Genomic DNA, 21,629 nt, shown 5'->3' on the forward strand with positions numbered 1-21,629 from the left:
GCGCCCGAGAGCGCGCCCGTAAGAGTTGCCCGGCTCATAAGGGCAAACCCGCTCGCCTGTCAAGCTGCTGTCCGGATTCATGACACGCGCGACGGTGGCTTCCCGGCCGCCCCTGCTTCACCGCTCCGATCGGCATTTGACTTTTGTCAATCTCGGTGACTATTGTCAAAAGTAGGAGGCGTTGATGACGATCCGTCCGGCGGACCAGATCATACACAAGGCGGCGTGGCTCTACTATGCGCATGGGTTGACGCAGGACGAGGTCGCGCGTGCGCTCGACATCTCGCGCGCCTCGGTGGCCATGTACCTGCGCCGGGCGCGCGACACCGGCATCGTCACCATATCGACCTCAACGCAGCTCTTCGCCGAGGACGTGCTCGCCCGCCGGCTGGAGGACGCGCTGCGGCTCGACGCGGTGTGGGTGGTGCCCGACAGCGCCCATTCCTCCGATCCGACCGCCGACGTCCCGATCGTCGCCGCGAATGTCTTCATGGGCCTGGTCGAGCGCGGCTCCCGCATCGGCGTCGCCTGGGGCCGCACAGTCTACACCATCGCCGACCAGATGGCGCATGCCGACCTGCAGGGCGTCACCGTGGTGCAGCTCTGCGGCAATCTCGGCGCCCCCTATTCCTACCGACCCGACGAATGCACCATGGAGATCGCACGGCGCCTCAACGCCAAGGGTCTCAATCTCTACGCGCCGCTGGTGCTGAGCACGGAGAATCTGGCCGCCGCCTTGCGGGCCGAACCGGTGATCCGCGAGCAGCTCGACGGCATCGCCGGCTGCGACCTCGCGCTGTTCTCGATCGGCACCGTCGACGCCGACAGCCATGTGGTGAACTGCGGCGCCGTCGATGCGCGGGGGCTGGCCGAGCTGCGCGCCGCCGGCGCGGCGGGGGTCGTCGCCGGCCGCATCATCGACGCGCGGGGCGGGGCGCTCGACTGCGGCTACAACCGCCGCCTGATTGCCGCCGACATCGACACCTTGCGGGCGATTCCCAGGCGGCTGGTCGTGGTGCGGGAGGACAACAAGCTGGAGCCGCTCGAGGCCGCCCTGGCCGGCGGGCTCTGCACGCATCTCGTGCTCGGCACCCGCATGGCGCGGCGTCTGCTGGAGCACGCGGAGAAAGCGCGGGCACCCGCGCACTGAACGCCGGCCCCGCGGCCTGCCACTCTCACAGCCGCATGGCTCCGAAACGAACCCGAAACACCCGGACACACTGGAAGACGACGATGAAGAACCTCTGGAACGACACGCAAGCCGAAGCCCTCGTCGAGGCGTATGGAAAGAAGGGCGTCGGGCGCGAGCTGGCGCTGCGCGTCTACACGACCCGGCTGCTCGGCGGCGAGCCGCGGCTGGTGCTGCATGGCGGCGGCAACACCTCCGTCAAGCTCACCATGACAGACCTGGTCGGCGACGAATGGGACGTGCTCTGCGTCAAGGGCAGCGGCTGGGACATGGGGGTGATCGAGCCGCAGGGCCTGCCGGCGGTGAAGCTCGACCCGCTGCTCAAGGCGCGCAAGCTGGACAAACTGTCGGACGAGGACATGGTGGCGCTGCAGCGCGCCAACCTGATCGACCCGAGCGGCCCGAACCCGTCGGTGGAGACGCTGCTGCATGCCTTCCTGCCGCACAAATTCGTCGACCACACGCACTCCACCGCCATCCTGTCGCTGATCGACCAGGAGGACAGCAAGCCGATCTGCGAAAAGGTGTTCGGCAGGACTTTCGGCTTCGTGCCCTACATCAAGCCCGGCTTCGACCTCGCCAAGGCGGCGGCCGAGGTGTTCGAGCAGGACAGGTCGGTCATCGGCCTGATCCTCGACAAGCACGGCATCTTCACCTTCGGCGATACGGCGAAGGAAGCCTATGACCGCATGATCGACGCCGTGACGCTGGCCGAGGACTTCGTCGCGAGCACGGGCAAGACCGCGCCGGCGCCGGTGGCCCTGCCCGCCGACCTCGCCAAGCCGGCCGACATCGCCGCGAAGCTGCGCGGCGCCGTCGCGGTCGCCAAGGGGGAAGGCCGCTTCGACCGCATGGTCAGCGACTTCCGCACCTCGCCGGCGATCCTCGACTTCCTGCGCGGGCCGCGGCTGGAGGCGCTGGCGAGGACCGGCGTTTCGACGCCCGACCTGTCGATCCGCATCAAGACCGGTCCGATGGTGCTGCCGGCGCCCGACGCCGGCGACCTGAAGGGTTTCGGAGAGATCATCGACAAGCGCGTCGCGGAGTTCGCCGAGACCTACGAACACTACTTCACCAGCAACGACGCCCGCGACGACGTCAAGCGCACCATGCTCGACCCGATGCCGCGCCTCACCCTGGTGCCGGGGCTCGGCATGTTCGGCCATGGCCGCACGCTGAAGGACGCGAAGATCGCGTCGGACGTCGGCGAGATGTGGATCGAGGCCGTGAAGGGCGCCGAGGCGGTCGGCACCTTCCATCCGCTCGTCCATTCCGACCTGTTCGAGCTCGAATACTGGTCGCTGGAGCAGGCGAAGCTCGCCGCCAACAAGCCGAAGCCGCTGACCGGCCAGGTGGTGCTGATCACCGGCGGTGCCGGCGCAATCGGCGCGGCGACGGCGAAACTCTTCGCCGAATACGGCGCGCATGCCGTCGTCGTCGACCTCGACGCCGAACGGGCGGCGGAAGCCGCGAAAAAGGCCGGCAACCAGTCGATCGGCGTCGGCTGCGACATCACCGATCCGGCCGCGCTGCGCACCGCCTTCGACAAGGCGGTCGAAGTCTATGGCGGCCTCGACATTCTCGTCTCCAACGCGGGTGCTGCCTGGGAGGGCAAGATCGGCGAACTCGACGACGCGCTGCTGCGCAAGAGTTTCGAGCTCAACTTCTTCGCCCACCAGAACGCCGCGCAGAACGCCGTGCGCATCTTCAAGCAGCAGGGCACCGGCGGCGTGCTCCTGTTCAACACCTCCAAGCAGGCGATCAATCCGGGCGCCAATTTCGGCGCCTACGGCCTGCCCAAGGCGGCGACGCTGTTCCTGTCGCGCCAGTACGCGCTGGAATACGGCCCGATCGGCGTGCGCTCCAACGCCGTCAACGCCGACCGCATCCGCTCCGGCCTGCTCACCGCCGACATGATCGCCAGCCGCTCCAAGGCGCGCGGCCTCTCGGAGAAGGATTATATGTCCGGCAACCTGCTCGGACAGGAGGTGACGGCCGAGCATGTGGCGCAGGCCTTCCTGCACCACGCGCTGGCCGAGCGCACCACCGCCGACGTCACCACCGTCGACGGCGGCAACATCGCGGCGACGCTCCGGTAGGCCGATCAGTTCGTCGTTGCCTTAAACGGCTCCACGACAATCTGAGCGGACCGGGCGCGCATGGCCTGGCTGTCGTGCCAGGCCTGCATGCGCAAAAGCGTGTCCATCTTGACGCCGAACGCCTTCTCGACGCGGAGCGCCATTTCGGGCGACAGGCTCGCTTTCGCGTTGATCAGGTCGGATAGCGTGGCGCGCCGCACGCCGAGCACGGTTGCGGCCTTCGTCACGGAAAGGTTCAAAGGCTCCAGAATCTCCTCCCGGATGAAGGTTCCCGGATGAGGCGGCAGCATTCCCACAGGCAGCTCGTTCATCAGTGATAGTCCTCAAGATTCAGGTCGACGATTTCGCCGTTGTCGATCCGGAAGGTGATGCGCCAATTGCCGGAAGCGGAAATGCTCCATGTGCCGGCACGATTACCGGTCAACTGGTGGATGCGCCAGCCGGACGCACCCATGACCTCGTTCATATCGCTCGCGACGATCAGCACCGCGAGGATATTGCGAATACGATTGAGGAGTTCGGGTTTAATCCCGCGCCCATCGTTCGCCTCGATCAGCTTGGCGAGACCTTATGCTGAACGGATCGAATGCATACGAAAAATTCGTACGGTAATAGCGTACGGCTGTCAATAAGATGACTTGATGCCCTTGTCTTACGGCATTCAGCAATTGTCACGTTGATTGACAATTGCTAGCGGCATTCCTAGTTTGCCGCCGCATGCTATCGTACCGCAAGGACGGTCGGCAGGGAGGACAGAAATGACGGCGGAGAATGCCTTCAAGGCATTGACGGTGGAGACCTTGCCCGTGCGATTGGGCAAGCTGGAGGCGATGCGGTCGCGGATCGGAGACGATGTCACCGCCTGGCGAGTGCGCGAGGTCGGCGACGGCAACCTCAACCTCGTCTTCATCGTCGAAGGCCCGGCCGGCGGCGTCGTGGTCAAGCAGGCGCTGCCCTACGTCCGTCTCGTCGGCGATTCCTGGCCGCTGCCGCTGAAACGCTCCTTCTTCGAGTATCACGCGCTGACCCGGCAGGAAGCGCGCGACCCCGGCTCGACGCCAAAAATCTTCCATTTCGACGAGGCGCAGGCGCTGATCGTCATGGAATTTCTGTCGCCGCACATCATCCTGCGGCGCGGGCTGATCGCCGGCAACATCTATCCGAAGATCGGCCGAGACCTCGGCCTGTTCATGGCCCGCACGCTGTTCCGCGGCTCCGACTTCCATATGGAAACGAAGCATCGCAAGGCCGATCTCGCGCTGTTCGCCGACAATGTCGAGCTGTGCGACATCACCGAGAACCTCGTCTTCTCCGATCCCTATTTCGAGGCGAAACTCAACCGGCACACCTCGCCGCAGCTCGACTCTCTTGTCGCCGAGCTGCGCGCCGACCGCGACCTGAAGGTGGAGGCGCAGCGGCTGAAACATCTCTTCGCCGCCAATGCCGAGACGCTGGTGCATGGCGACCTGCACACCGGCTCGATCATGGTGACCGAGGCCGACACGCGCATGATCGACCCGGAATTCGCCTTCTACGGGCCGATGGCCTTCGACGTCGGCATGGCGCTCGCCAATTTCTGGATGGCCTTCTTCTCGCAGCGCGGCCATGAGAAGGCCCCGAGCGATCGGGAGCAGATGCGCGACTACCTGCTCGGCGTCATCGTCGAGGCGTGGTCGGTGTTCCGCGCCGAATTCTCGCATCTTTGGCGCACCGAGCGCACCGGCATTCTTTACGAGAAGAGCCTGTTCGAGCATCAGGGCGACCGGCTGGCCTCCGAGCAGGCGCTCGACCACGTGCTGCATCAGCTGTTCGACGACATGCTGGGTTTTGCCGGCGTCGAGTGCCACCGCCGCATCCTCGGCCTCGCCCACAATGCCGATTTCGAGACGATCGAGGATGTCGACCTGCGCGCCTCCTGCGAGGCCAAGGCGCTGCGCTTCGGCCGGCATCTCGTGGTGAACCGCAAGGCCATCCACGGCATTGAGGAGGTGAACAACCTGGCCGGACTGATCGAGAAGGAGCAGAGGCTATGAAGGTCGGCGAGAAACATTTCCGCACCATCTGGCTGAATGCCGACGGCCGCTCGGTCGACATCATCGACCAGCGCTGGCTGCCGCATGCCTTCCGCATAGAGACCGTCGACACGGTCGACGGCATCGCCACCGCGATCCGCGACATGTGGGTACGCGGCGCGCCGCTGATTGGCGTGACGGCCGCCTACGGCGTCGCCATGCAGATGGCCGACGATCCGTCCGACGCCGCGCTTGAAGCGGTCTGGCACAAGCTGCACGAGACGCGCCCGACGGCGATCAACCTGCGCTGGGCGCTCGACGAGATGACCCGCGTGCTGAAGCCGCTGCCGCCCTCCGAGCGCGCCGCCGCCGCGTACAGCAAAGCCGCCGAGATCGCCGACGAGGATGTCGGCCTAAACCGCTCGATCGGCGAGAACGGGCTGAAGATCATCCGCGACATCGCCGCCCGCAAGAAGCCGGGCGAGCCGGTCAACATTCTCACCCATTGCAATGCCGGCTGGCTCGCCACCGTCGACTACGGCACGGCGACCGCGCCGATTTATCTCGCCGTCGAGGCCGGCATTCCGGTCCACGTCTATGTCGACGAGACCAGACCGCGCAACCAGGGCGCCCAGCTCACCGCCTGGGAGATGGCCGGCCACGGCGTGCCGCACACGCTGATCGTCGACAATGCCGGCGGCCACCTGATGCAGCATGGCGACGTCGACATGGTGATCGTCGGCACCGACCGCACCACCGCCAACGGCGATGTCTGCAACAAAATCGGCACCTATCTTAAGGCGCTTGCCGCCGCCGACAACGGCGTGCCCTTCTACGTCGCCCTGCCCTCGCCGACGATCGATTGGACGGTGGCCGACGGGCTGAAGGAAATCCCGATCGAGGAGCGCGCGAGCGACGAGGTGTCGCTGGTGTGGGGCAAGACCGGCGACGGCGAGATCGCCCAGGTGCGCGTCTCGCCCGACGCCACGCCGGCCCGCAACCCCGCCTTCGACGTGACCCCGGCCCGGCTGGTGACGGGACTGATCACCGAGCGCGGCGTGGCGAAAGCCTCGCGCGACGGGCTGGCGGAGCTGTTCCCGGAGCGCAGGGCCGCCGCGGAGTAGCGCGGCAGGGTTTTCTGACATCGTCCGGCGCGCCAGGGCCGAGGTTGTTTGTTCGCCGGCACGATTCGAGGTGCGCGACATCCGGAAGATCTCTGAAGAGGGAGGACATCTGAACCGCCGGTGCACTACCGCATCCTTTCGGCATGGATCCTAGGGTCTCCGCGACGGCCTTCGGCCTGCTTCGCCCTAGGATGACGAATGCTTTGGTATTCCTGGCTAGTCGCCGACGTGGAGATTGAGGGAGACATCCCTGACTTCGTCATCCTAGGGCGGAGCCGGAGCGAAGCGGAGGCGGAGACCCTGGGATCCATGCCGTAGCGGCGGTGAAGCGCTCCGGCGGTTCAGACAACTTCCGCTCGACTCGCCCATTGCTCCCTTCACGATCCGTACCCGCCTGACGACATCCCCGGCTGCTACGCTCCGCCGCTCGGTCGAGGTCGGCCTCCCAGCGCAGCCGGAACCTGCCCAATTACTGATCAGCATTGTGCAGGTGCCAGTGTTTTGATCAGCCGCCACCCCGCCGCTGCGCAAAGAAATTGCACTCCGATCATCAGCCGCCAATGAACCAGCCCGCCGATTCCGCTCGTCCTCCCTTAAACCTCTGGAATCCATCCCCGAATCATCCTGGACCAGGCCGGCCCGGCAACTGGCACGGCGGTTGCATCGCATTGCTGCGGTGCAACAACCCGTTCGGAGGTTTGTATGAGGGGACTGACAACAACGATAAGAAGCCTGCTGGCCGCCGGGGCGCTCTCGGCTGGCCTGATGGCCGCGCCCGCCTGGTCGCAGGAGGAGACGATCAAGGTCGGCGTGCTGCATTCGCTGTCGGGCACGATGGCGATCTCGGAAACCACGCTGAAGGACACCATGCTGTTCCTCATCGAGGAGCAGAACAAGAAGGGTGGCGTGCTCGGCAAGAAGCTGGAAGCCGTCGTCGTCGATCCCGCCTCCGACTGGCCGCTGTTCGCCGAGAAGGCGCGCGAGCTGATCTCGGTCAACAAGGTCTCGGCGGTGTTCGGCTGCTGGACCTCGGTGTCGCGCAAATCGGTGCTGCCGGTGTTCGAGGAGCTCAACAACCTGCTGTTCTACCCCGTCCAGTATGAGGGCGAGGAAAGCCAGCGCAACGTCTTCTACACGGGCGCGGCGCCGAACCAGCAGGCCATTCCCGCCGTCGACTACCTGATGAACGAGGAAGGCGTCGAGCGCTGGGTGCTTGCGGGCACCGACTACGTCTATCCGCAGACCACCAACAAGATCCTTCAGGCCTACCTCGAATCCAAGGGCGTGGCCAAGGAAGACATTCTGGTCAACTACACGCCCTTCGGCCATTCCGACTGGCAGACCATCGTCACCGACATCAAGAACTTCGGCTCGGCCGGCAAGAAGACCGCCGTCGTCTCCACCATCAACGGCGACGCCAACGTGCCCTTCTACAAGGAGCTTGCCAACCAGGGCATCAAGGCCGAGGACATCCCGGTCGTCGCCTTCTCGGTCGGCGAGGAGGAGCTCGCCGGCCTCGACACCGCGCCGCTGGTCGGCCATCTGACCGCCTGGAACTATTTCCAGTCGGTCGACACGCCGGAGAACGCCGAGTTCATCGCCGCGTGGAAGGGCTACACCAAGAACGACAAGCGCGTCACCAACGACCCGATGGAAGCCCATGTCATCGGCTTCAACATGTGGGTGAAGGCGGTCGAGAAGGCCGGCACCACCGATCCCGACGCCGTCATCGACGCCATCATCGGCGTGTCGGTGCCCAACCTGTCGGGCGGCTACTCCACCATGATGCCGAACCACCACATCACCAAGCCGGTGCTGATCGGCGAGATCCAGGCCGACGGCCAGATGGAGACGGTGTGGCAGACCTCCGGCCTGGTGGTCGGCGACGAATGGTCCGACTACCTGCCGGATTCCAAGGATCTGATCGCCGATTGGCGGGCGCCGCTCTCCTGCGGTAACTTCAACGTCGCCACCGGCAAATGCGGCGGCAAGGGCATCAACTGACGCGCATCCTCCCAAGCGACGCGCGCACCCGGGCGGGGTTTCCTCGATCGCCCCGCCCGGGGAAATTGATCCCAAAGGCACAGTCCTTATGACCTGTAGCGCTCCTTCCCACCCCCCTCTGGCCTGCCGGCCATCTCCCCCGCAAGGGGGGAGATCAGCCTTCGTCTCCCTTCCCGCCTGTTATGCAACGCTGGCGATTGGCGAAAGCGGCGATGACAGCCCATCTCCCCCCTTGCGGGGGAGATGGCCGGCAGGCCAGAGGGGGGTGGGAAGGAGCGCGGCTCTTACAGTACTGGCATTTCTCCTTACCTTCCTTGCAGCCTCCATCTCCCCCGCCTCCGCCGACGAAGCCGCCCTGCGCGCGACCATTGCCAAATTCGCCCAAGCGAAAAACTTCCAGGCGACCGAAGCGGTCGTGAAGGAGCTCGCCGCGGCCGGCGATCCCGCCGTCGAAAAGCCGTTGGCGGCGCTGGCCGAAGGCGATCTTTATGTCCGCAAATCCGATGCCGCCGTCTTCATCGGCAGGGAGAGCGGCCAGGCGGTGAAGCTCGCCGATCCGCTGACCGGCGCGGAGGCTGGCGAGGCCGTCAAGGCCGAGGTGACCAAGGTCAGGGTCAACAACAGCCTGCGCCGCGCCATCCGCGAGGCGCTGGGGTCGCTGACGCTCGGCGCCGAGGATCCGGCCGCCCGGCTTGCCGCCGCGCAGACCATGTTCAGGACCCCGGATCCCGATGCGATCGAGGCCCTCGACGCGGCAATCGCCAAGGAAGGCGTCGCCAGCGTCAAGACAGCGCTTGAACAGGCACGTGCTGCGGCGGCGCTCGCTTCCGATCTGCCGGAAGCCGACAAGCTGGCGGCGATCCAGGTGGTGGCGGCGCGCGGCGACCGCGACGCGCTGTCGCTGCTCACCGGCTTCCAGGCCAGGGCGGAAGGTCCGCAGAAAGAGGCGGCTGCGGCCGCGATCAGCACGATCAACTCCTCGCTGGCGATCTGGGCGGCCGGCCAGAACGTCTGGTACGGCATCTCGCTCGGCTCGGTGCTGCTGCTCGCCGCCATCGGCCTCGCCATCACCTTCGGCGTCATGGGCGTCATCAACATGGCGCATGGCGAGATGGTGATGCTCGGCGCCTACACCACCTACGTCGTGCAGAACGTCATCCGCACCTCGGCGCCAAACCTGTTCGACTGGTCGCTGACGATCGCCCTGCCGCTCGCCTTCCTGGTCGCGGCGGGCGTCGGCTTCGCCATCGAGCGCGGCATCATCCGCTTCCTCTACGGGCGGCCGCTGGAGACGCTGCTCGCCACCTGGGGCGTGTCGCTGATCCTGCAGCAGGCGGTGCGCACCGTGTTCGGCCCGACCAACCGCGAGGTCGGCAACCCGTCCTGGATGTCCGGCGCCTTCGAGCTCGGCCATCTTTCCATCACCTGGAACCGGCTGTGGATCCTGTGCTTCGCGCTCGCCGTCTTCTTCGTGCTGCTGTTCGTCATGAAGAAGACGCCGTGGGGCCTGCAGATGCGCGCCGTCACCGCCAACCGGCGCATGGCCTCCTCCATGGGCATCCGCACGCCGTGGGTCGACGCGCTCACCTTCGCGCTCGGCTCCGGCATCGCCGGCATTGCCGGCGTCGCGCTGTCCCAGATCGACAACGTCTCGCCCAATCTCGGCCAGGGCTACATCATCGACAGCTTCATGGTGGTCGTGTTCGGCGGCGTCGGCAATCTGTGGGGCACGCTGGTCGGCGCGTTCTCACTCGGCGTGCTCAACAAGTTTCTCGAACCCTATGCCGGCGCGGTGCTCGGCAAGATTCTCGTTCTCATCCTGATCATCCTGTTCATCCAGAAGCGCCCGCGCGGCCTGTTCGCGCTCAAGGGCCGGGCGGTGGAAGCATGATCGCGAAGAATACCCCCACCCCTAACCCCTCCCCTCAAGGGGGAGGGGAACTTGGCGGAGACGCCTCCGTGTTCCCCTCCCCCTTGAGGGGAGGGGTTAGGGGTGGGGGTTCTCTCGCAAAGACTCTTTCACTTGGCATTCGACGTCGGAGATCCCAACCATGATCTCCGGAAAGTTCTTCGCAGCCGGCGCCGACAGGCGCATCGCCATCACCATCGCGATCCTGGTGGCGGTGGCGATCGTCGTGCCCATCCTGAACCTCGCCCTGCCGCCGGATTCGGCACTGCATGTGCCCTCCTACATGGTGGCGCTCACCGGCAAATATCTCTGCTACGCGCTGCTGGCGCTGTCGCTCGACCTCGTCTGGGGCTATTGCGGCATCCTCTCGCTCGGCCACGGCGCCTTCTTCGCGCTCGGCGGCTACGCCATGGGCATGTACCTGATGCGCCAGATCGGCGACCGCGGCGTCTACGGCAACCCGCTGCTGCCCGACTTCATGGTGTTCCTGAACTACAAGGAGCTGCCCTGGTTCTGGCACGGCTTCGACCAGTTCTGGTTCGCCGCCCTGATGGTGATGCTGGTGCCCGGCCTGCTCGCCTTCGTATTCGGCTGGTTCGCCTTCCGCTCCAGAGTCACCGGCGTCTATCTCTCCATCATCACGCAGGCGATGACCTATGCGCTGCTGCTCGCCTTCTTCCGCAACGACATGGGTCTAGGCGGCAACAACGGGCTGACCGACTTCAAGGACATTTTCGGCTTCAGCGTGCAGGCCAATACGACGCGCTCCGCCCTGTTCGCGGCGAGCGCGCTGGCGCTGGCGCTCGGCGTGTTCGTCACCTGGAAAATCGTCGGCTCGAAATACGGCAAGCTCCTGATGGCGGTGCGCGACGCCGAGAGCCGCACCCGCTTCCTCGGCTGGCGGGCCGAGAACGTGAAGCTGTTCGCCTTCACCCTGTCGGCGGTGATGGCCGGCATCGCCGGCGCGCTCTACGTGCCGCAGGTCGGCATCATCAATCCGGGCGAATTCGACCCCGCCAATTCGATCGAGGTGGTGGTGTGGACGGCGGTCGGCGGCCGCGCCACCATCGTCGGGCCGATCGTCGGCGCGCTGCTGGTCAATGCGGGAAAAAGCTGGTTCACCGGCGCCTTGCCGGAGCTGTGGCTGTTCGCGCTCGGGGGCTTGTTCGTCGCCGTGACGCTGTTCCTGCCGAAGGGCATCGTCGGCACCTGGGATCAGTGGCGGGCGCGCTCGCGGCACCGGGCTGCGCCGGACGAGGCGGACGGCGACGCCGGTTCCAAGGAAGAGGTGGTCGTGCGCGTCGAGCCGCGCCCGGCGGCGCAGTTGAAGCCCCCGCATGGCGGCCTCGCGCCGCAGCCGGCGGAGTAGGCCATGTCGAAGAGCGGCACCATCCTCTATCTCGACGGCGTCTCCGTCTCCTTCGACGGTTTCCGCGCCATCAACAATTTGTCGCTCGTCCTCGACAAGGGCGAGATGCGGGCGATCATCGGCCCCAACGGCGCCGGCAAGACGACGATGATGGACATCGTCACCGGCAAGACCAGGCCGGATACCGGCGAGGTGTTCTTCGACGGCCAGACCGATCTCACCAGGCACGACGAGGCCGAGATCGCCATGATGGGCATCGGCCGCAAATTCCAGAAACCGACGGTATTCGAGAACCATAGCGTCGAGGACAACATCCTGCTGTCGCTGAAGGGGCCGCGCTCGATCTTTCCGGCGCTCTTCCACAAGCACTCGGCCGAGGAAAAGCGTCGCATCGACGAGATCTTTTCGATCATCCGCCTCGGAGACAAGCGGCACGATCTCGCCGCCAACCTGTCGCACGGGCAGAAGCAGTGGCTCGAGATCGGCATGCTCCTGGCGCAGGACCCGAAGCTGCTTCTGGTCGATGAGCCGGTCGCCGGCATGACCGACGCCGAGACGGAGGAGACGGCGCGCCTGCTCAAGGACATCGCCAAGACCCATTCGGTGATCGTGGTCGAGCACGACATGCATTTCGTGCGCGAGCTCGGCGTCAAGGTCACCTGCCTGCACGAGGGCTCGGTTCTTTCCGAGGGCACGCTCGATTTCGTCTCCTCCGACGAGCGGGTGGTCGAAGTGTATCTGGGGCGGTGACGGCGATGTGGCGGGTTTGTCTGGATCGATTTGATGGGATCCGTTCGCGCGGTACCCCCACCCCTAACCCCTCCCCACAAGGGGGAGGGGGACCGGCTCGCACTTCCGCTGGGCTCAACTTGTCGACGGTTTTGCCCCGCAAAGCGGCCGCAAGGTCCCCCTCCCCCTTGTGGGGAGGGGCCAGGGGTGGGGGTAGCCTGCCCAGCCATTTCACCAACCTCCCCTGGCGCGCCGGAAGGCTCGTCACCCCCATCGTTGCGGCGGTGGGGGCGCGGGAGGACCAGGTGCAGGGGACGGTTCACTTTCTTCCCGCCGACATGCTGCGGCGGTTCCGGCGCTGGCGCGGGCGGGAGAAGGCGGACTGTCCCCGGGCGTTCGACCCGCAGCGCGCGGAGACGTACCATGCTTGAGGTCGAGAACGCCGTCCTCCACTACGGCGCCGCCGAGGCGCTGCGCGACGTCTCGCTGAAGGCGGACGCGCGAAAGATCACCTGCGTGCTCGGCCGCAACGGCGTGGGAAAAACCAGTTTGATGAGATCGATCGTCGGCCACCACCGGCTGACGAGCGGCAAGGTAGCCTTCGAGGGGAAGGCGCTCGACCGGAGCGCGGCGTATGATCGCGCCCGGTCGGGCATCGCATTCGTGCCGCAGGGGCGGGAGGTGTTCCCGCTGCTGACGGTCAAGGAGAATCTCGAGACCGGCTTCGCGCCACTGAAGCGGTCGGAACGCAACATCCCACCGCATGTGTTCGAACTGTTCCCGGTGCTTAGGCAGATGCTGGCGCGCCGCGGCGGCGATCTCTCCGGCGGCCAGCAGCAGCAGCTCGCCATCGGCCGCGCCCTGGTCATGCGGCCGAAGCTGCTCGTCCTCGACGAGCCGACCGAGGGCATCCAGCCCTCGATCATTAAGGATATCGGCCGCGCCATCCGCTACCTGCGCGACAGCGCCGGCATCGCCATCCTGCTGGTCGAGCAGTATCTCGACTTCTGCCGCGAGCTCGCCGACGAGGTCAACATCATGGACCGCGGCCGGATCGTGCATACCGGCCCGGCTGCCGACCTCGACAGGCCGGACGTGCGGAAATTCCTGACCGTGTGACGCGAAGGCCCAGCCGCATTTCCGTGGAGGCCGCGTGGCCGTTGCTCCGGCTGAGGCCGACGGTGAGCCCTCCGTGACTCGCGCCGCCGATCCCCGGCGAATGAGGCCGGACGGATTCCGTCCGTGACCACCGGATCACCATTGCGAACAGCCGCCATATCTATTCCAGATGCCGAAAATCAATGACCGCACCTGCGACGCGGGCAAGAGACAATGAATGGTAGACCCTCAAGAAAGAAACAAGCAGTCGGCAGGTGGGGCTCGAACAAAGCCTGCGATCAACCAGAATTTACATGGCACATCGGCTGGTTTTCAGGAGCCCGTGGCGGCGGCCGTGTGATTCTGCTATAGCGCAGTTTACCTTAGGGAAGGTGGCCGATCGCTTCGGAGAAGAGGGAGGGCATTGCATGACCGCGCTTGATACCGTCAAGACGATATACGAGCTCTATGGCGCCGGGGATATGGACGGTGCCCTGAAGTACTGCGACGAGGATGTGTGCTTCGACTGGCCGGTCGACCAGACACTGGTCCGGTTCGGCGGACACTGCAAAGGGCGGGATGCATTCCGTGCCCGGCTGGCCGAGTTGCACCGGACTTATGACTATCACGCCTTCCGTCCGGCCGCCTTCCTGGCGGACGGCGACCGGGTGGCCGCGCAGATCGAGGTGGAGCTGACGCATCGCGGGTCGGGCCGGCGCTTCCAGATGCGCTCGGCGCATTTCTGGACCGTCCTGGACGGCCGCGCGACCGAACTGCTCGAATATTACGACACGGCGCTGATCGCCGCCGTCGAGCAAGGATCGTTGCCGTCGGCGGCATAGCCGACCGCGATCTCCCGCGAATCCCGCAAGTCGTGAGGGATAGCGTCGGCGGCGCGGTGCCGGGGCGAGCTATTCCCGGAAGCCCGTGACGAAAGCCGCGGAGACCCAGCCGCTCCGGCAGGGACCCTTGTAGGAGGATCTGACGGCGGCGGGCGTTCCCGTGCCGCAGTCCTGGCCTGCCTTGCCGTAGACGATGCCGAACCAGCGGCCGTCGGGCCCATCGGCCTTTTCCTCGCAGATGGTTATCCCGCTGCCAGCCGCCAGCTTGTCGACGACCGGATGGCGAGGCCCTGGCCCGCTGCGTACATTGAGCCGCGTGGCGATGGCGGCGACAGCCGCGCTGGCGCCGCATGCGTCGGACTCCGCGTCGCCGCCGACCATGACGGCGACGGGAGCATTCTGGCCCGACGCATGCGTGGCCGCCAGGACCGCGCACAGCAGGATCGCGGCCGGAAACGAGACGCCCGGCCATCGACGCCGGCCGCGTCCGCCACGTCCTTCGAGCACTTGCCGCGGAAGACCGCGGATCGGGTTTGCCATCGCGCTGCGCAAGTGCCTCAGTTCCGGTTCTTCAGGATCGCAAAGACCTTGCGCTCGGAGAGGAGATTCCCGGCGGCGGTGAGGTTGTAGCGCTTGTAGTTCACCGTGTCGCTGTTGTTGCCGCCGAGCGCCCTGACGAAGCCGTCGCCGACCTCGACGATGATGTCGCAATGGCTGAAGAAGCCGTCGGCCGCGGCCGCCTGGTCGTAGGTGCGCGGCGTGTTGCGCCACTGGCAGACCATGTCGCCCAATTCTGCCTTCTGCTCGCCGATGCGCCAGCCCCAGAACGGCGACTCCTCGCCGGCCAGCTTCTTCTTGATGGAATCGTGGATGTAGCGGGCGTGCGCGGCAGCGAACTTGAACCCGTTGTATCCCGCGGTGCGCACGCACCAGGAGATGAAGGCCGCCGACCACGGCTGGTCGCGGTCCCTGCCGTCGAGATTGAGGCCGATCGCGTCCCACATCTTGCCGACGAAGCGGAAGTAGGGTTCCTCGTTCTCCTTGCCGGATCCCCGGTCGAACTGCAGCCATTCGGCCACGGCCGCCGACATCAGGCTTTCCTTGGCCGCGCTGACCGGCGCGCGCAGGCGGCGTTCGGCGACGACGCCTTCCACCTCGTGCCCATTGACCTTCGTTCCGACCTTCACCCATCCGTCGGTTCCCGACGGACCGGCCGTGGCCACTGCATGGCCGCGCGGCAGCGCGGCCAGGATGGTGCCGTTGACGGGCGCAGCCCGCAGATTCAGCATATCAAGATTCACGCGCATTTCCGGCATGATGAACCTCTCAAAGGTTACCATTCAATTTTCGGGTAAATCTCTGGCATGCGCCGCATGTTTTGAGCGTCGGCGCGTACACAAGAAGCAATATACAAGAAATACTTTTATATTTCAATATCGAATGAGAAACAATTTAGAGAATGTCCTTCCGCTTTTATATTTATCTCCTGACCCTGTGAAGCATATCCCTTGGTTTCTCAGTTTTTCATCTTCTGATTTGTAAAAGGATATATTTAAACCCCCCAGATCGCGCGGAAGTTGCATGCCGTGCTCTGGACAGGCCTCATTTGCCCAACGGCCGCTGCAGGCCGTTGTTCACAGAAAGCTCTGCGGATCGATGTCGACCTGCACGCGGATAGAACCGCGCGGCTTCGGCCCGTTGGCGAGAAGCGTGCGCAGAAATCCCTGCATGTCGGATCGCCGCTCGCCATGGACGAGCAGGCGGAAGCGGTGGCGGCCGGCGATCAGCGCCAGCGGCGCTTCCGCCGGGCCGAGCACGCTGATGTCGTTGGCGGGCGGCGCGGCGCGGCGCAGGCCGCGCGCATGGCCGTCCGCCTCGGCCCGCGTCTCGGCGCTGACGACGATGCCGGCCAGCCGGCCGAAGGGCGGCAGGCCGGAGCGCTCGCGCTCGGCGATCTCGCGTTCGTAGAAAGCGGCGGCGTCGCCCGACACCAGCGCCCGCATCACCGGATGGTCGGGCTGGAAGGTCTGCAGCAGGCCGAGGCTCTTCTTGCCGGTGCGCCCGGCCCGCCCGGTGACCTGGCTGAGCAATTGGAAGGTACGCTCGGCGGCGCGCGGGTCGCCATTGGCAAGGCTGAGGTCGGCATCGACCACGCCGACCAGCGTCATGTTCGGGAAATTGTGGCCCTTGGCCACGAGCTGCGTGCCGATGACGATGTCGGCCTCGCCCTTGGCGATGGCGTCGAGCTCGAGCCGCAGCCGCTTCACCCCGCCCAGCATGTCGGAGGACAGCACGATGGTGCGCGCCTCCGGAAAATGCCCCACCACCTCCTCGGCGATGCGCTCGATGCCGGGCCCGCAGGCCGCGAGATGGTCGAAGGTGCCGCATTCCGGACAGGCCTCCGGCCGCGGCTCGTGATGGCCGCAATGGTGGCAGAGCAGTTGGCCGCGGAACCGGTGCTCCACCAGCCAGGCCGAGCAGGACGGGCACTGGAATCGGTGTCCGCAGACGCGGCAGAGCGTCAGCGGCGCATAGCCGCGCCGGTTGAGGAAGAGCAGCGCCTGCTCGCCGCGCTCCACCGTCCGCCGCACCTGCTCGACCAGCACCGGCGACAGGAACCCGCCCCGCGCCGGCGGTGCGCGGCGCAGATCGACCGCACGGATGTCGGGCAGCGCCGCATCGGCGAAGCGCGACGGCAGGGCGATGCGCCGGTAGCGACCCTGGTCGGCATTGACCCGGCTTTCAACCGACGGCGTCGCCGAGGCGAGGATCGCCGGGAACCCGCCGATATGGGCGCGCACCACGGCCATGTCGCGGGCGCTGTAGAAGACGCGGTCCTCCTGCTTGAAGGCCGGGTCGTGCTCCTCGTCGACGACGATCAGGCCGAGCTTCGGGAAAGGCAGGTAGAGCGCCGAGCGCGCGCCGGCCACGACGCGGGTCTGGCCTTCCGCCACCTGCCGCCAGACGCGCTCGCGCATGCGCGGCGGCAGGTCCGAGTGCCACTCGGCCGGCTTGGCGCCGAAGCGGTCCTGGAAACGCTCGAGGAAGGCCTGGGTCAGCGCGATCTCGGGCAGCAGGATGAGCACTTGGCGGTCCTGCGCGAGCGCGGCCGCCACCGCCTCGAAATACACCTCGGTCTTGCCGGAGCCGGTGACGCCGTCGATCAGCGTGACGCTGAAGCGATCCTCGGCGACGGTCCGGCACAGCTCGGTCGCGCCGTCCGCCTGCTCGGGGCTCAGCCTGCCGCCGCCATAGGTCGGGTCTGGAGGTGCCACGACCGGCCGCGGCGGGATCATCTCGTTGGCGAGCACGCCCTGCGCCTTCAGCCCGTCGATCACCGAGGAGGAGACGCCGGCCGCATGCGCCAGGCCCGAGCGGGTCCAGGCAAGGCCGTCGCCGGCAAGCTCCAGGACGCGCATACGGGCATCGGTAAGACGATCCGGCACGGCACCGGTGCGCTTCAGCCCTTCGATCCAGGGTTCCGGATCGAAGGCTTCCGGCGCGCGCAGGATCATGCGCGCCACCATGCCGGGCGCCGACAGCGTGTAGGTCGCGACCCAGTCGATGAACCGGCGCATCGGCTCGGGCACCGGCGGGCAGTCGAACACGTGGTCGATCGGCCGCAGCTTCTTCGCGTCGACCGCGCCACCGTCGCCGTCCCAGACGATGCCGGCGACCAGGCGCGGGCCGAGCGGCACCCGCACGATCGAGCCGGGCTCGACCGTCATGCCGGCCGGCACCGCATAGGTGTAAGGCGCTTCCGCCGGCACCGGCACCATCACGGGCACCGCGCCGGTCTGCGAATCTCGTTTCATGATGAGCGACCTTGCCCCGACTTGTTCGTCAGGGGAAGGCGGCAGTGATGACCGCCGGGACAGTTTCACTCTGTCTATCCGATAACATGAAATTAGTGCGCCGACGCGTGCGGGAGGAGCCGCAGGGGACAGTTTACTTTCTTTCGGCAGAAAGGCTGAAGCGGTTCAGAGGTCGAGCGGGCCGAAAAAGTAAACTGTCCCCGGCACTCGCGCCGTCACTGCCCTCGGTTCGTCAGAGCTTCGCCAGTTTCTGGGCGATGTCGAGCCTGAGCAGCTCGGCCAGCTCGCGGGCGGCGCGGTCCTCGGCGTCGCGCCGGGCGCGCAGGTTCGCGAATTCCTGTGTCGGCTGGTCGTAGGAGGCGGGAATGGTGCGCGAGCCGCTGGCGACGGGCTTGCCCGTGGCGAGATCGGTCAGCACATAGCTGCCGGTCATGTGCAGCGAGGCGGCCGACGGCCGGTTCTCGTCGCCGACCGAGATCACCGCCTCGTTGAGCACCAGCACGGTGGCGTTCAGCGTCATCTTGTATTTCGGCTGATCCGGCTGGCCGGCGCCGCCGTTGAGCAGGAAGATCAGGTCGTTGCGAAGCCGCTGGCCGTAGCGCGTATTGACCGGATCGATGGCGATCTGCCTCAGCCCCTCCTGGGCTCCCGGGACCGCGCCCGTCTCCAGGCTCGCGTCCGAATAGAGCGGCCGCACCGTGCAGGCGGACGCCAGCGCCAGCGCTGCGAGCAGCGCGACGATGCCGGTGCGGCGGAAAGAGGGGCGGGCAGTCCGGCGATCAGGCAACGACATTGACGATCCTTTGCGGCACCACGATCACCTTGCGCGGCACCTTGCCCTCGAGTGCCTTCTGCACGACCTCGAGCGCAAGTGCTGCCTTCTCCACCGCAGCTTGATCTGCGTCGCGTGCGATCGTCAAGTCGCCGCGCTTCTTGCCGTTGATCTGCACGGGGTAGACGATCTCGTTGTCCACCGTCAGCGCCGGGTCGAAGGCCGGCCACGGCCGCTCGGCGATCAGCCCCTCGCCGCCCAGCACCGCCCAGCACTCCTCGGCCAGGTGCGGCATCATCGGCGCGATCATCGACAGCAGGAACTCCATTGCCTGGCGCAGCGCCGCGGCATCGGCGGAAGCCAGCTTCGCCGCTCCGTCCGTCCCGTCCGACGACGAACCCAGAAAGGCACTGATCTTGTTGGTCAGGTCGTAGATGCGCGCCACCGCCTTGTTGAAGCCGAGCCGGTCGATGTCCTCGCCGACCGCCTTCAGCGTCTTGTGCGCGACCTTGGACAAGGCGCCGGCCTCGCCTTCCGAGGCGCCGGCAGGGCTCACCCCGGCAACGACCGGCGCGGCCTCCGACACCAGCCGCCAGACGCGCTGGACGAAGCGAAACGCGCCCTCGACCCCGGCTTCCGTCCAGATCACGTCGCGCTCGGGCGGCGAATCCGACAGCATGAACCAGCGCGCCGTGTCGGCGCCGTAGCTGGCGATGATGTCGTCCGGGTCGACCACGTTCTTGCGCGACTTCGACATCTTCTCGATCGCGCCGATCTCGACGGGCGCGCCGTCCTTGATCAGCGTAGCGCGGCGAACGCCGTCGACCTCCTCGACCTTCACCTCGGCCGGCGTGATCCAGCCTTCCGGCAGGCGGTAGGTCTCGTGCACGACCATGCCTTGCGTGAACAGGCCCTCGAACGGCTCCTCGACGTCGCTGACATGGCCGGTCGCCTTCATGGCCCGCATATAGAAGCGCGAATAGAGCAGGTGCAGGATCGCGTGCTCGATGCCGCCGATATACTGGTTGACCGGCAGCCAGCCCTTTTTGCCGTCGACCGCCGGCAGAGTGGTCGGCGCCGCCTCGTTCCACGGATCGGTGAAGCGCGCGAAATACCAGGACGAATCGACGAACGTGTCCATCGTGTCGGTGTCGCGCCGCGCCGGCTTGCCGCAATTCGGGCAGTCGGCATGCTTCCAGCTCGGATGGTGATCGAGCGGGTTGCCGGGCTTGTCGAAGGAGACGTCGGCCGGCAGTTCGATCGGCAGCGCGCTGTCGGGCACCGGCAGCGAGCCGCAGGCGTCGCAATGGATGACCGGGATAGGGCAGCCCCAGTAGCGCTGGCGCGAGATCAGCCAGTCGCGCAGCCGGAACTGCACTTTTCGCTCGCCCATCGGCCGGTTGCCGATAGACACGGCTGCCAGCCGGTCCGCCACTTCATCGAACGCCGCTTTCGGCTTCATGCCGTCGAGGAAGCGCGAATTGATCATAACGCCGTCGTCGACATAGGCCTCCTCGGTGATGGCGAAGGTCTTTTCGTCGGCGTCCTCCGGCATCACAACCGGCACCACCGGCAGGCCGTATTTGTTGGCGAAGTCGAGGTCGCGCTGGTCGCCGGACGGGCAGCCGAAGATCGCCCCCGTGCCGTAGTCCATCAGCACGAAATTGGCGACGTAGACGGGAAGCCGCCAGCTCGGATCGAACGGATGCACGACGCGGATGCCGGTATCGAAGCCCTTCTTCTCGGCGGTCTCCAGCTCGGCGGCCGAGGTGCCGCGATGCCGGATCTCGTCGATGAAGGCGGCGAGCTGCGGATTGCCCTCCGCCGCCTTCCTGGCCAGCGGATGGTCGGCGGCGATCGCCATGAAGGAGGCGCCGAAGATGGTGTCCGGACGGGTGGTGTAGACCTCCAGCTCGCTTTCGCCGGCCGGCGCGGTGTCCGCCGCCAGCGGCCAGCGGATCAGCAGGCCCTCGGAACGGCCAATCCAGTTGGCCTGCATCAGCTTGACCTTCTCCGGCCAGCGCTCCAGCGTTTCCAGGCTGTCCAGCAGATCCTGGCTCATCGCCGTGATCTTGAAGAACCACTGCGTCAGGTCGCGCTGCTCGACCGGCGCGCCCGAGCGCCAGCCCTTGCCGTCGATCACCTGCTCGTTGGCGAGCACCGTCATGTCGACCGGGTCCCAGTTGACCTTGGCCGACCGGCGCTCGACCAGTCCCGCCTTCCAGAAGTCCAGGAACAGTTTCTGCTGGTGCTTGTAGTAGGAGGGATCGCAGGTGGCGATCTCGCGCGCCCAGTCCAGCGACAGGCCCATGGTCTTCAGCTGGCCCTTCATCGTCTCGATGTTGGCGTAGGTCCAGTCGCGCGGGTTCACCTTGTTGTCGCGCGCCGCGTTCTCCGCCGGCAGGCCGAAGGCGTCCCAGCCCATCGGGTGCAGCACGTTCTTGCCGCGGGCCCGCTGGAAGCGGGCAACCACGTCGCCCATCGTATAATTGCGCACATGGCCCATATGGATGCGCCCCGACGGATAGGGGAACATCTCCAGCACGTAGTATTTCTCGCGCGGGTCGTCGTTCTTCGTCTCGAAGAGCTTTGCCGCGTCCCAGGCCTTCTGCCATTTGGGCTCGGATGCGCGCGGATTGTAGCGTTCGGTTGCCATTGTCGGGATTT

17 protein-coding genes are annotated in these 21,629 nt (G+C 66.3%); 10 read left to right on the forward strand and 7 right to left on the reverse strand.

Features of this window, described 5'->3' with window-relative positions; translation table 11 throughout:
* The first annotated feature begins 184 nt into the window (after positions 1-184).
* On the forward strand, positions 185-1,150 hold the full coding sequence (locus tag AC5JDC_RS00495; protein ID WP_495838114.1) for a sugar-binding transcriptional regulator: 966 nt from the start codon (positions 185-187) through the stop codon (positions 1,148-1,150).
* 83 nt (positions 1,151-1,233) lie between these two features.
* Entirely contained in the window at positions 1,234-3,288 is a 2,055-nt protein-coding gene (locus tag AC5JDC_RS00500) for a bifunctional aldolase/short-chain dehydrogenase (RefSeq protein WP_495838116.1), read from the forward strand.
* A gap of 5 nt (positions 3,289-3,293) precedes the next feature.
* Here the strand turns inward: AC5JDC_RS00500 and AC5JDC_RS00505 are convergent, their stop codons facing one another.
* On the reverse strand, positions 3,294-3,599 hold the full coding sequence (locus tag AC5JDC_RS00505; protein WP_495838118.1) for a HigA family addiction module antitoxin: 306 nt from the start codon (positions 3,597-3,599) through the stop codon (positions 3,294-3,296).
* The gene (locus AC5JDC_RS00510) at positions 3,599-3,844 is read right to left on the reverse strand and encodes a type II toxin-antitoxin system RelE/ParE family toxin (protein WP_495838211.1); all 246 of its coding nucleotides are present in this window, start codon (positions 3,842-3,844) and stop codon (positions 3,599-3,601) included. Before AC5JDC_RS00510 ends, AC5JDC_RS00505 begins: the two co-directional genes overlap by 1 nt.
* A gap of 202 nt (positions 3,845-4,046) precedes the next feature.
* On the opposite strand from AC5JDC_RS00510, the gene mtnK reads away from it, so the two are divergent.
* From mtnK to AC5JDC_RS00550, 8 genes are all read left to right on the forward strand, one after another.
* Positions 4,047-5,321: an S-methyl-5-thioribose kinase gene (gene mtnK / locus AC5JDC_RS00515; RefSeq protein WP_495838120.1), complete on the forward strand. Its 1,275-nt coding sequence runs from the start codon at positions 4,047-4,049 to the stop codon at positions 5,319-5,321.
* Positions 5,318-6,424 carry an S-methyl-5-thioribose-1-phosphate isomerase gene (gene mtnA / locus AC5JDC_RS00520; RefSeq protein ID WP_495838122.1) on the forward strand — a complete coding sequence of 369 codons (1,107 nt, stop codon included), beginning with the start codon at positions 5,318-5,320 and terminating at the stop codon, positions 6,422-6,424. Before mtnK ends, mtnA begins: the two co-directional genes overlap by 4 nt.
* Before the next feature lie 702 nt (positions 6,425-7,126).
* Complete coding sequence (gene urtA / locus AC5JDC_RS00525; RefSeq protein WP_495838124.1) at positions 7,127-8,428, forward strand: urea ABC transporter substrate-binding protein; 1,302 nt, start codon at positions 7,127-7,129, stop codon at positions 8,426-8,428.
* Between the two features lie 292 nt (positions 8,429-8,720).
* Positions 8,721-10,319: an urea ABC transporter permease subunit UrtB gene (gene urtB, locus AC5JDC_RS00530; protein ID WP_495838213.1), complete on the forward strand. Its 1,599-nt coding sequence runs from the start codon at positions 8,721-8,723 to the stop codon at positions 10,317-10,319.
* Positions 10,320-10,479: 160 nt separating this feature from the next.
* A complete protein-coding gene (gene urtC / locus AC5JDC_RS00535) occupies positions 10,480-11,706 on the forward strand; it encodes an urea ABC transporter permease subunit UrtC (RefSeq protein ID WP_495838126.1) in 1,227 nt (408 codons plus the stop codon).
* 3 nt (positions 11,707-11,709) lie between these two features.
* A complete protein-coding gene (gene urtD / locus AC5JDC_RS00540) occupies positions 11,710-12,456 on the forward strand; it encodes an urea ABC transporter ATP-binding protein UrtD (protein WP_495838128.1) in 747 nt (248 codons plus the stop codon).
* A gap of 402 nt (positions 12,457-12,858) precedes the next feature.
* Positions 12,859-13,554, forward strand: coding sequence for an urea ABC transporter ATP-binding subunit UrtE (gene urtE, locus AC5JDC_RS00545; RefSeq protein ID WP_495838130.1), 696 nt, complete (start codon positions 12,859-12,861; stop codon positions 13,552-13,554).
* 407 nt (positions 13,555-13,961) lie between these two features.
* Entirely contained in the window at positions 13,962-14,375 is a 414-nt protein-coding gene (locus tag AC5JDC_RS00550) for a nuclear transport factor 2 family protein (protein WP_495838132.1), read from the forward strand.
* A gap of 69 nt (positions 14,376-14,444) precedes the next feature.
* Here AC5JDC_RS00550 and AC5JDC_RS00555 read toward each other — a convergent pair whose 3' ends face one another.
* From AC5JDC_RS00555 to leuS, 5 genes are all read right to left on the reverse strand, one after another.
* Entirely contained in the window at positions 14,445-14,915 is a 471-nt protein-coding gene (locus AC5JDC_RS00555; protein WP_495838134.1) for an SH3 domain-containing protein, read from the reverse strand.
* 17 nt (positions 14,916-14,932) lie between these two features.
* Positions 14,933-15,676 (reverse strand): DUF2272 domain-containing protein, encoded by a 744-nt coding sequence (locus AC5JDC_RS00560; RefSeq protein ID WP_495838136.1) that lies wholly within the window; start codon positions 15,674-15,676, stop codon positions 14,933-14,935.
* Between the two features lie 333 nt (positions 15,677-16,009).
* The gene (locus AC5JDC_RS00565) at positions 16,010-18,190 is read right to left on the reverse strand and encodes a primosomal protein N' (protein WP_495838138.1); all 2,181 of its coding nucleotides are present in this window, start codon (positions 18,188-18,190) and stop codon (positions 16,010-16,012) included.
* 232 nt (positions 18,191-18,422) lie between these two features.
* Positions 18,423-18,983, reverse strand: coding sequence for an LPS assembly lipoprotein LptE (lptE, locus tag AC5JDC_RS00570; RefSeq protein WP_495838140.1), 561 nt, complete (start codon positions 18,981-18,983; stop codon positions 18,423-18,425).
* A complete protein-coding gene (leuS, locus tag AC5JDC_RS00575) occupies positions 18,970-21,618 on the reverse strand; it encodes a leucine--tRNA ligase (protein WP_495838142.1) in 2,649 nt (882 codons plus the stop codon). Before leuS ends, lptE begins: the two co-directional genes overlap by 14 nt.
* Positions 21,619-21,629: the final 11 nt, after the last annotated feature.

It is taken from the genome of Kumtagia sp. (assembly GCF_059502445.1).

What these genes read in the sequence shown, in the direction of transcription:
- AC5JDC_RS00495 (WP_495838114.1), top strand. Translation starts at nt 185, where the DNA reads ATGACGATCCGTCCGGCGGACCAGATCATACACAAGGCGGCGTGGCTC.
- mtnA (WP_495838122.1), top strand. Translation starts at nt 5,318, where the DNA reads ATGAAGGTCGGCGAGAAACATTTCCGCACCATCTGGCTGAATGCCGAC.
- urtE (WP_495838130.1), top strand. Translation starts at nt 12,859, where the DNA reads ATGCTTGAGGTCGAGAACGCCGTCCTCCACTACGGCGCCGCCGAGGCG.
- AC5JDC_RS00500 (WP_495838116.1), top strand. Translation starts at nt 1,234, where the DNA reads ATGAAGAACCTCTGGAACGACACGCAAGCCGAAGCCCTCGTCGAGGCG.
- lptE (WP_495838140.1), bottom strand. Translation starts at nt 18,983, where the DNA reads ATGTCGTTGCCTGATCGCCGGACTGCCCGCCCCTCTTTCCGCCGCACC.
- AC5JDC_RS00550 (WP_495838132.1), top strand. Translation starts at nt 13,962, where the DNA reads ATGACCGCGCTTGATACCGTCAAGACGATATACGAGCTCTATGGCGCC.
- urtC (WP_495838126.1), top strand. Translation starts at nt 10,480, where the DNA reads ATGATCTCCGGAAAGTTCTTCGCAGCCGGCGCCGACAGGCGCATCGCC.
- mtnK (WP_495838120.1), top strand. Translation starts at nt 4,047, where the DNA reads ATGACGGCGGAGAATGCCTTCAAGGCATTGACGGTGGAGACCTTGCCC.
- urtA (WP_495838124.1), top strand. Translation starts at nt 7,127, where the DNA reads ATGAGGGGACTGACAACAACGATAAGAAGCCTGCTGGCCGCCGGGGCG.
- AC5JDC_RS00505 (WP_495838118.1), bottom strand. Translation starts at nt 3,599, where the DNA reads ATGAACGAGCTGCCTGTGGGAATGCTGCCGCCTCATCCGGGAACCTTC.
- urtD (WP_495838128.1), top strand. Translation starts at nt 11,710, where the DNA reads ATGTCGAAGAGCGGCACCATCCTCTATCTCGACGGCGTCTCCGTCTCC.
- AC5JDC_RS00555 (WP_495838134.1), bottom strand. Translation starts at nt 14,915, where the DNA reads ATGGCAAACCCGATCCGCGGTCTTCCGCGGCAAGTGCTCGAAGGACGT.
- leuS (WP_495838142.1), bottom strand. Translation starts at nt 21,618, where the DNA reads ATGGCAACCGAACGCTACAATCCGCGCGCATCCGAGCCCAAATGGCAG.
- AC5JDC_RS00565 (WP_495838138.1), bottom strand. Translation starts at nt 18,190, where the DNA reads ATGAAACGAGATTCGCAGACCGGCGCGGTGCCCGTGATGGTGCCGGTG.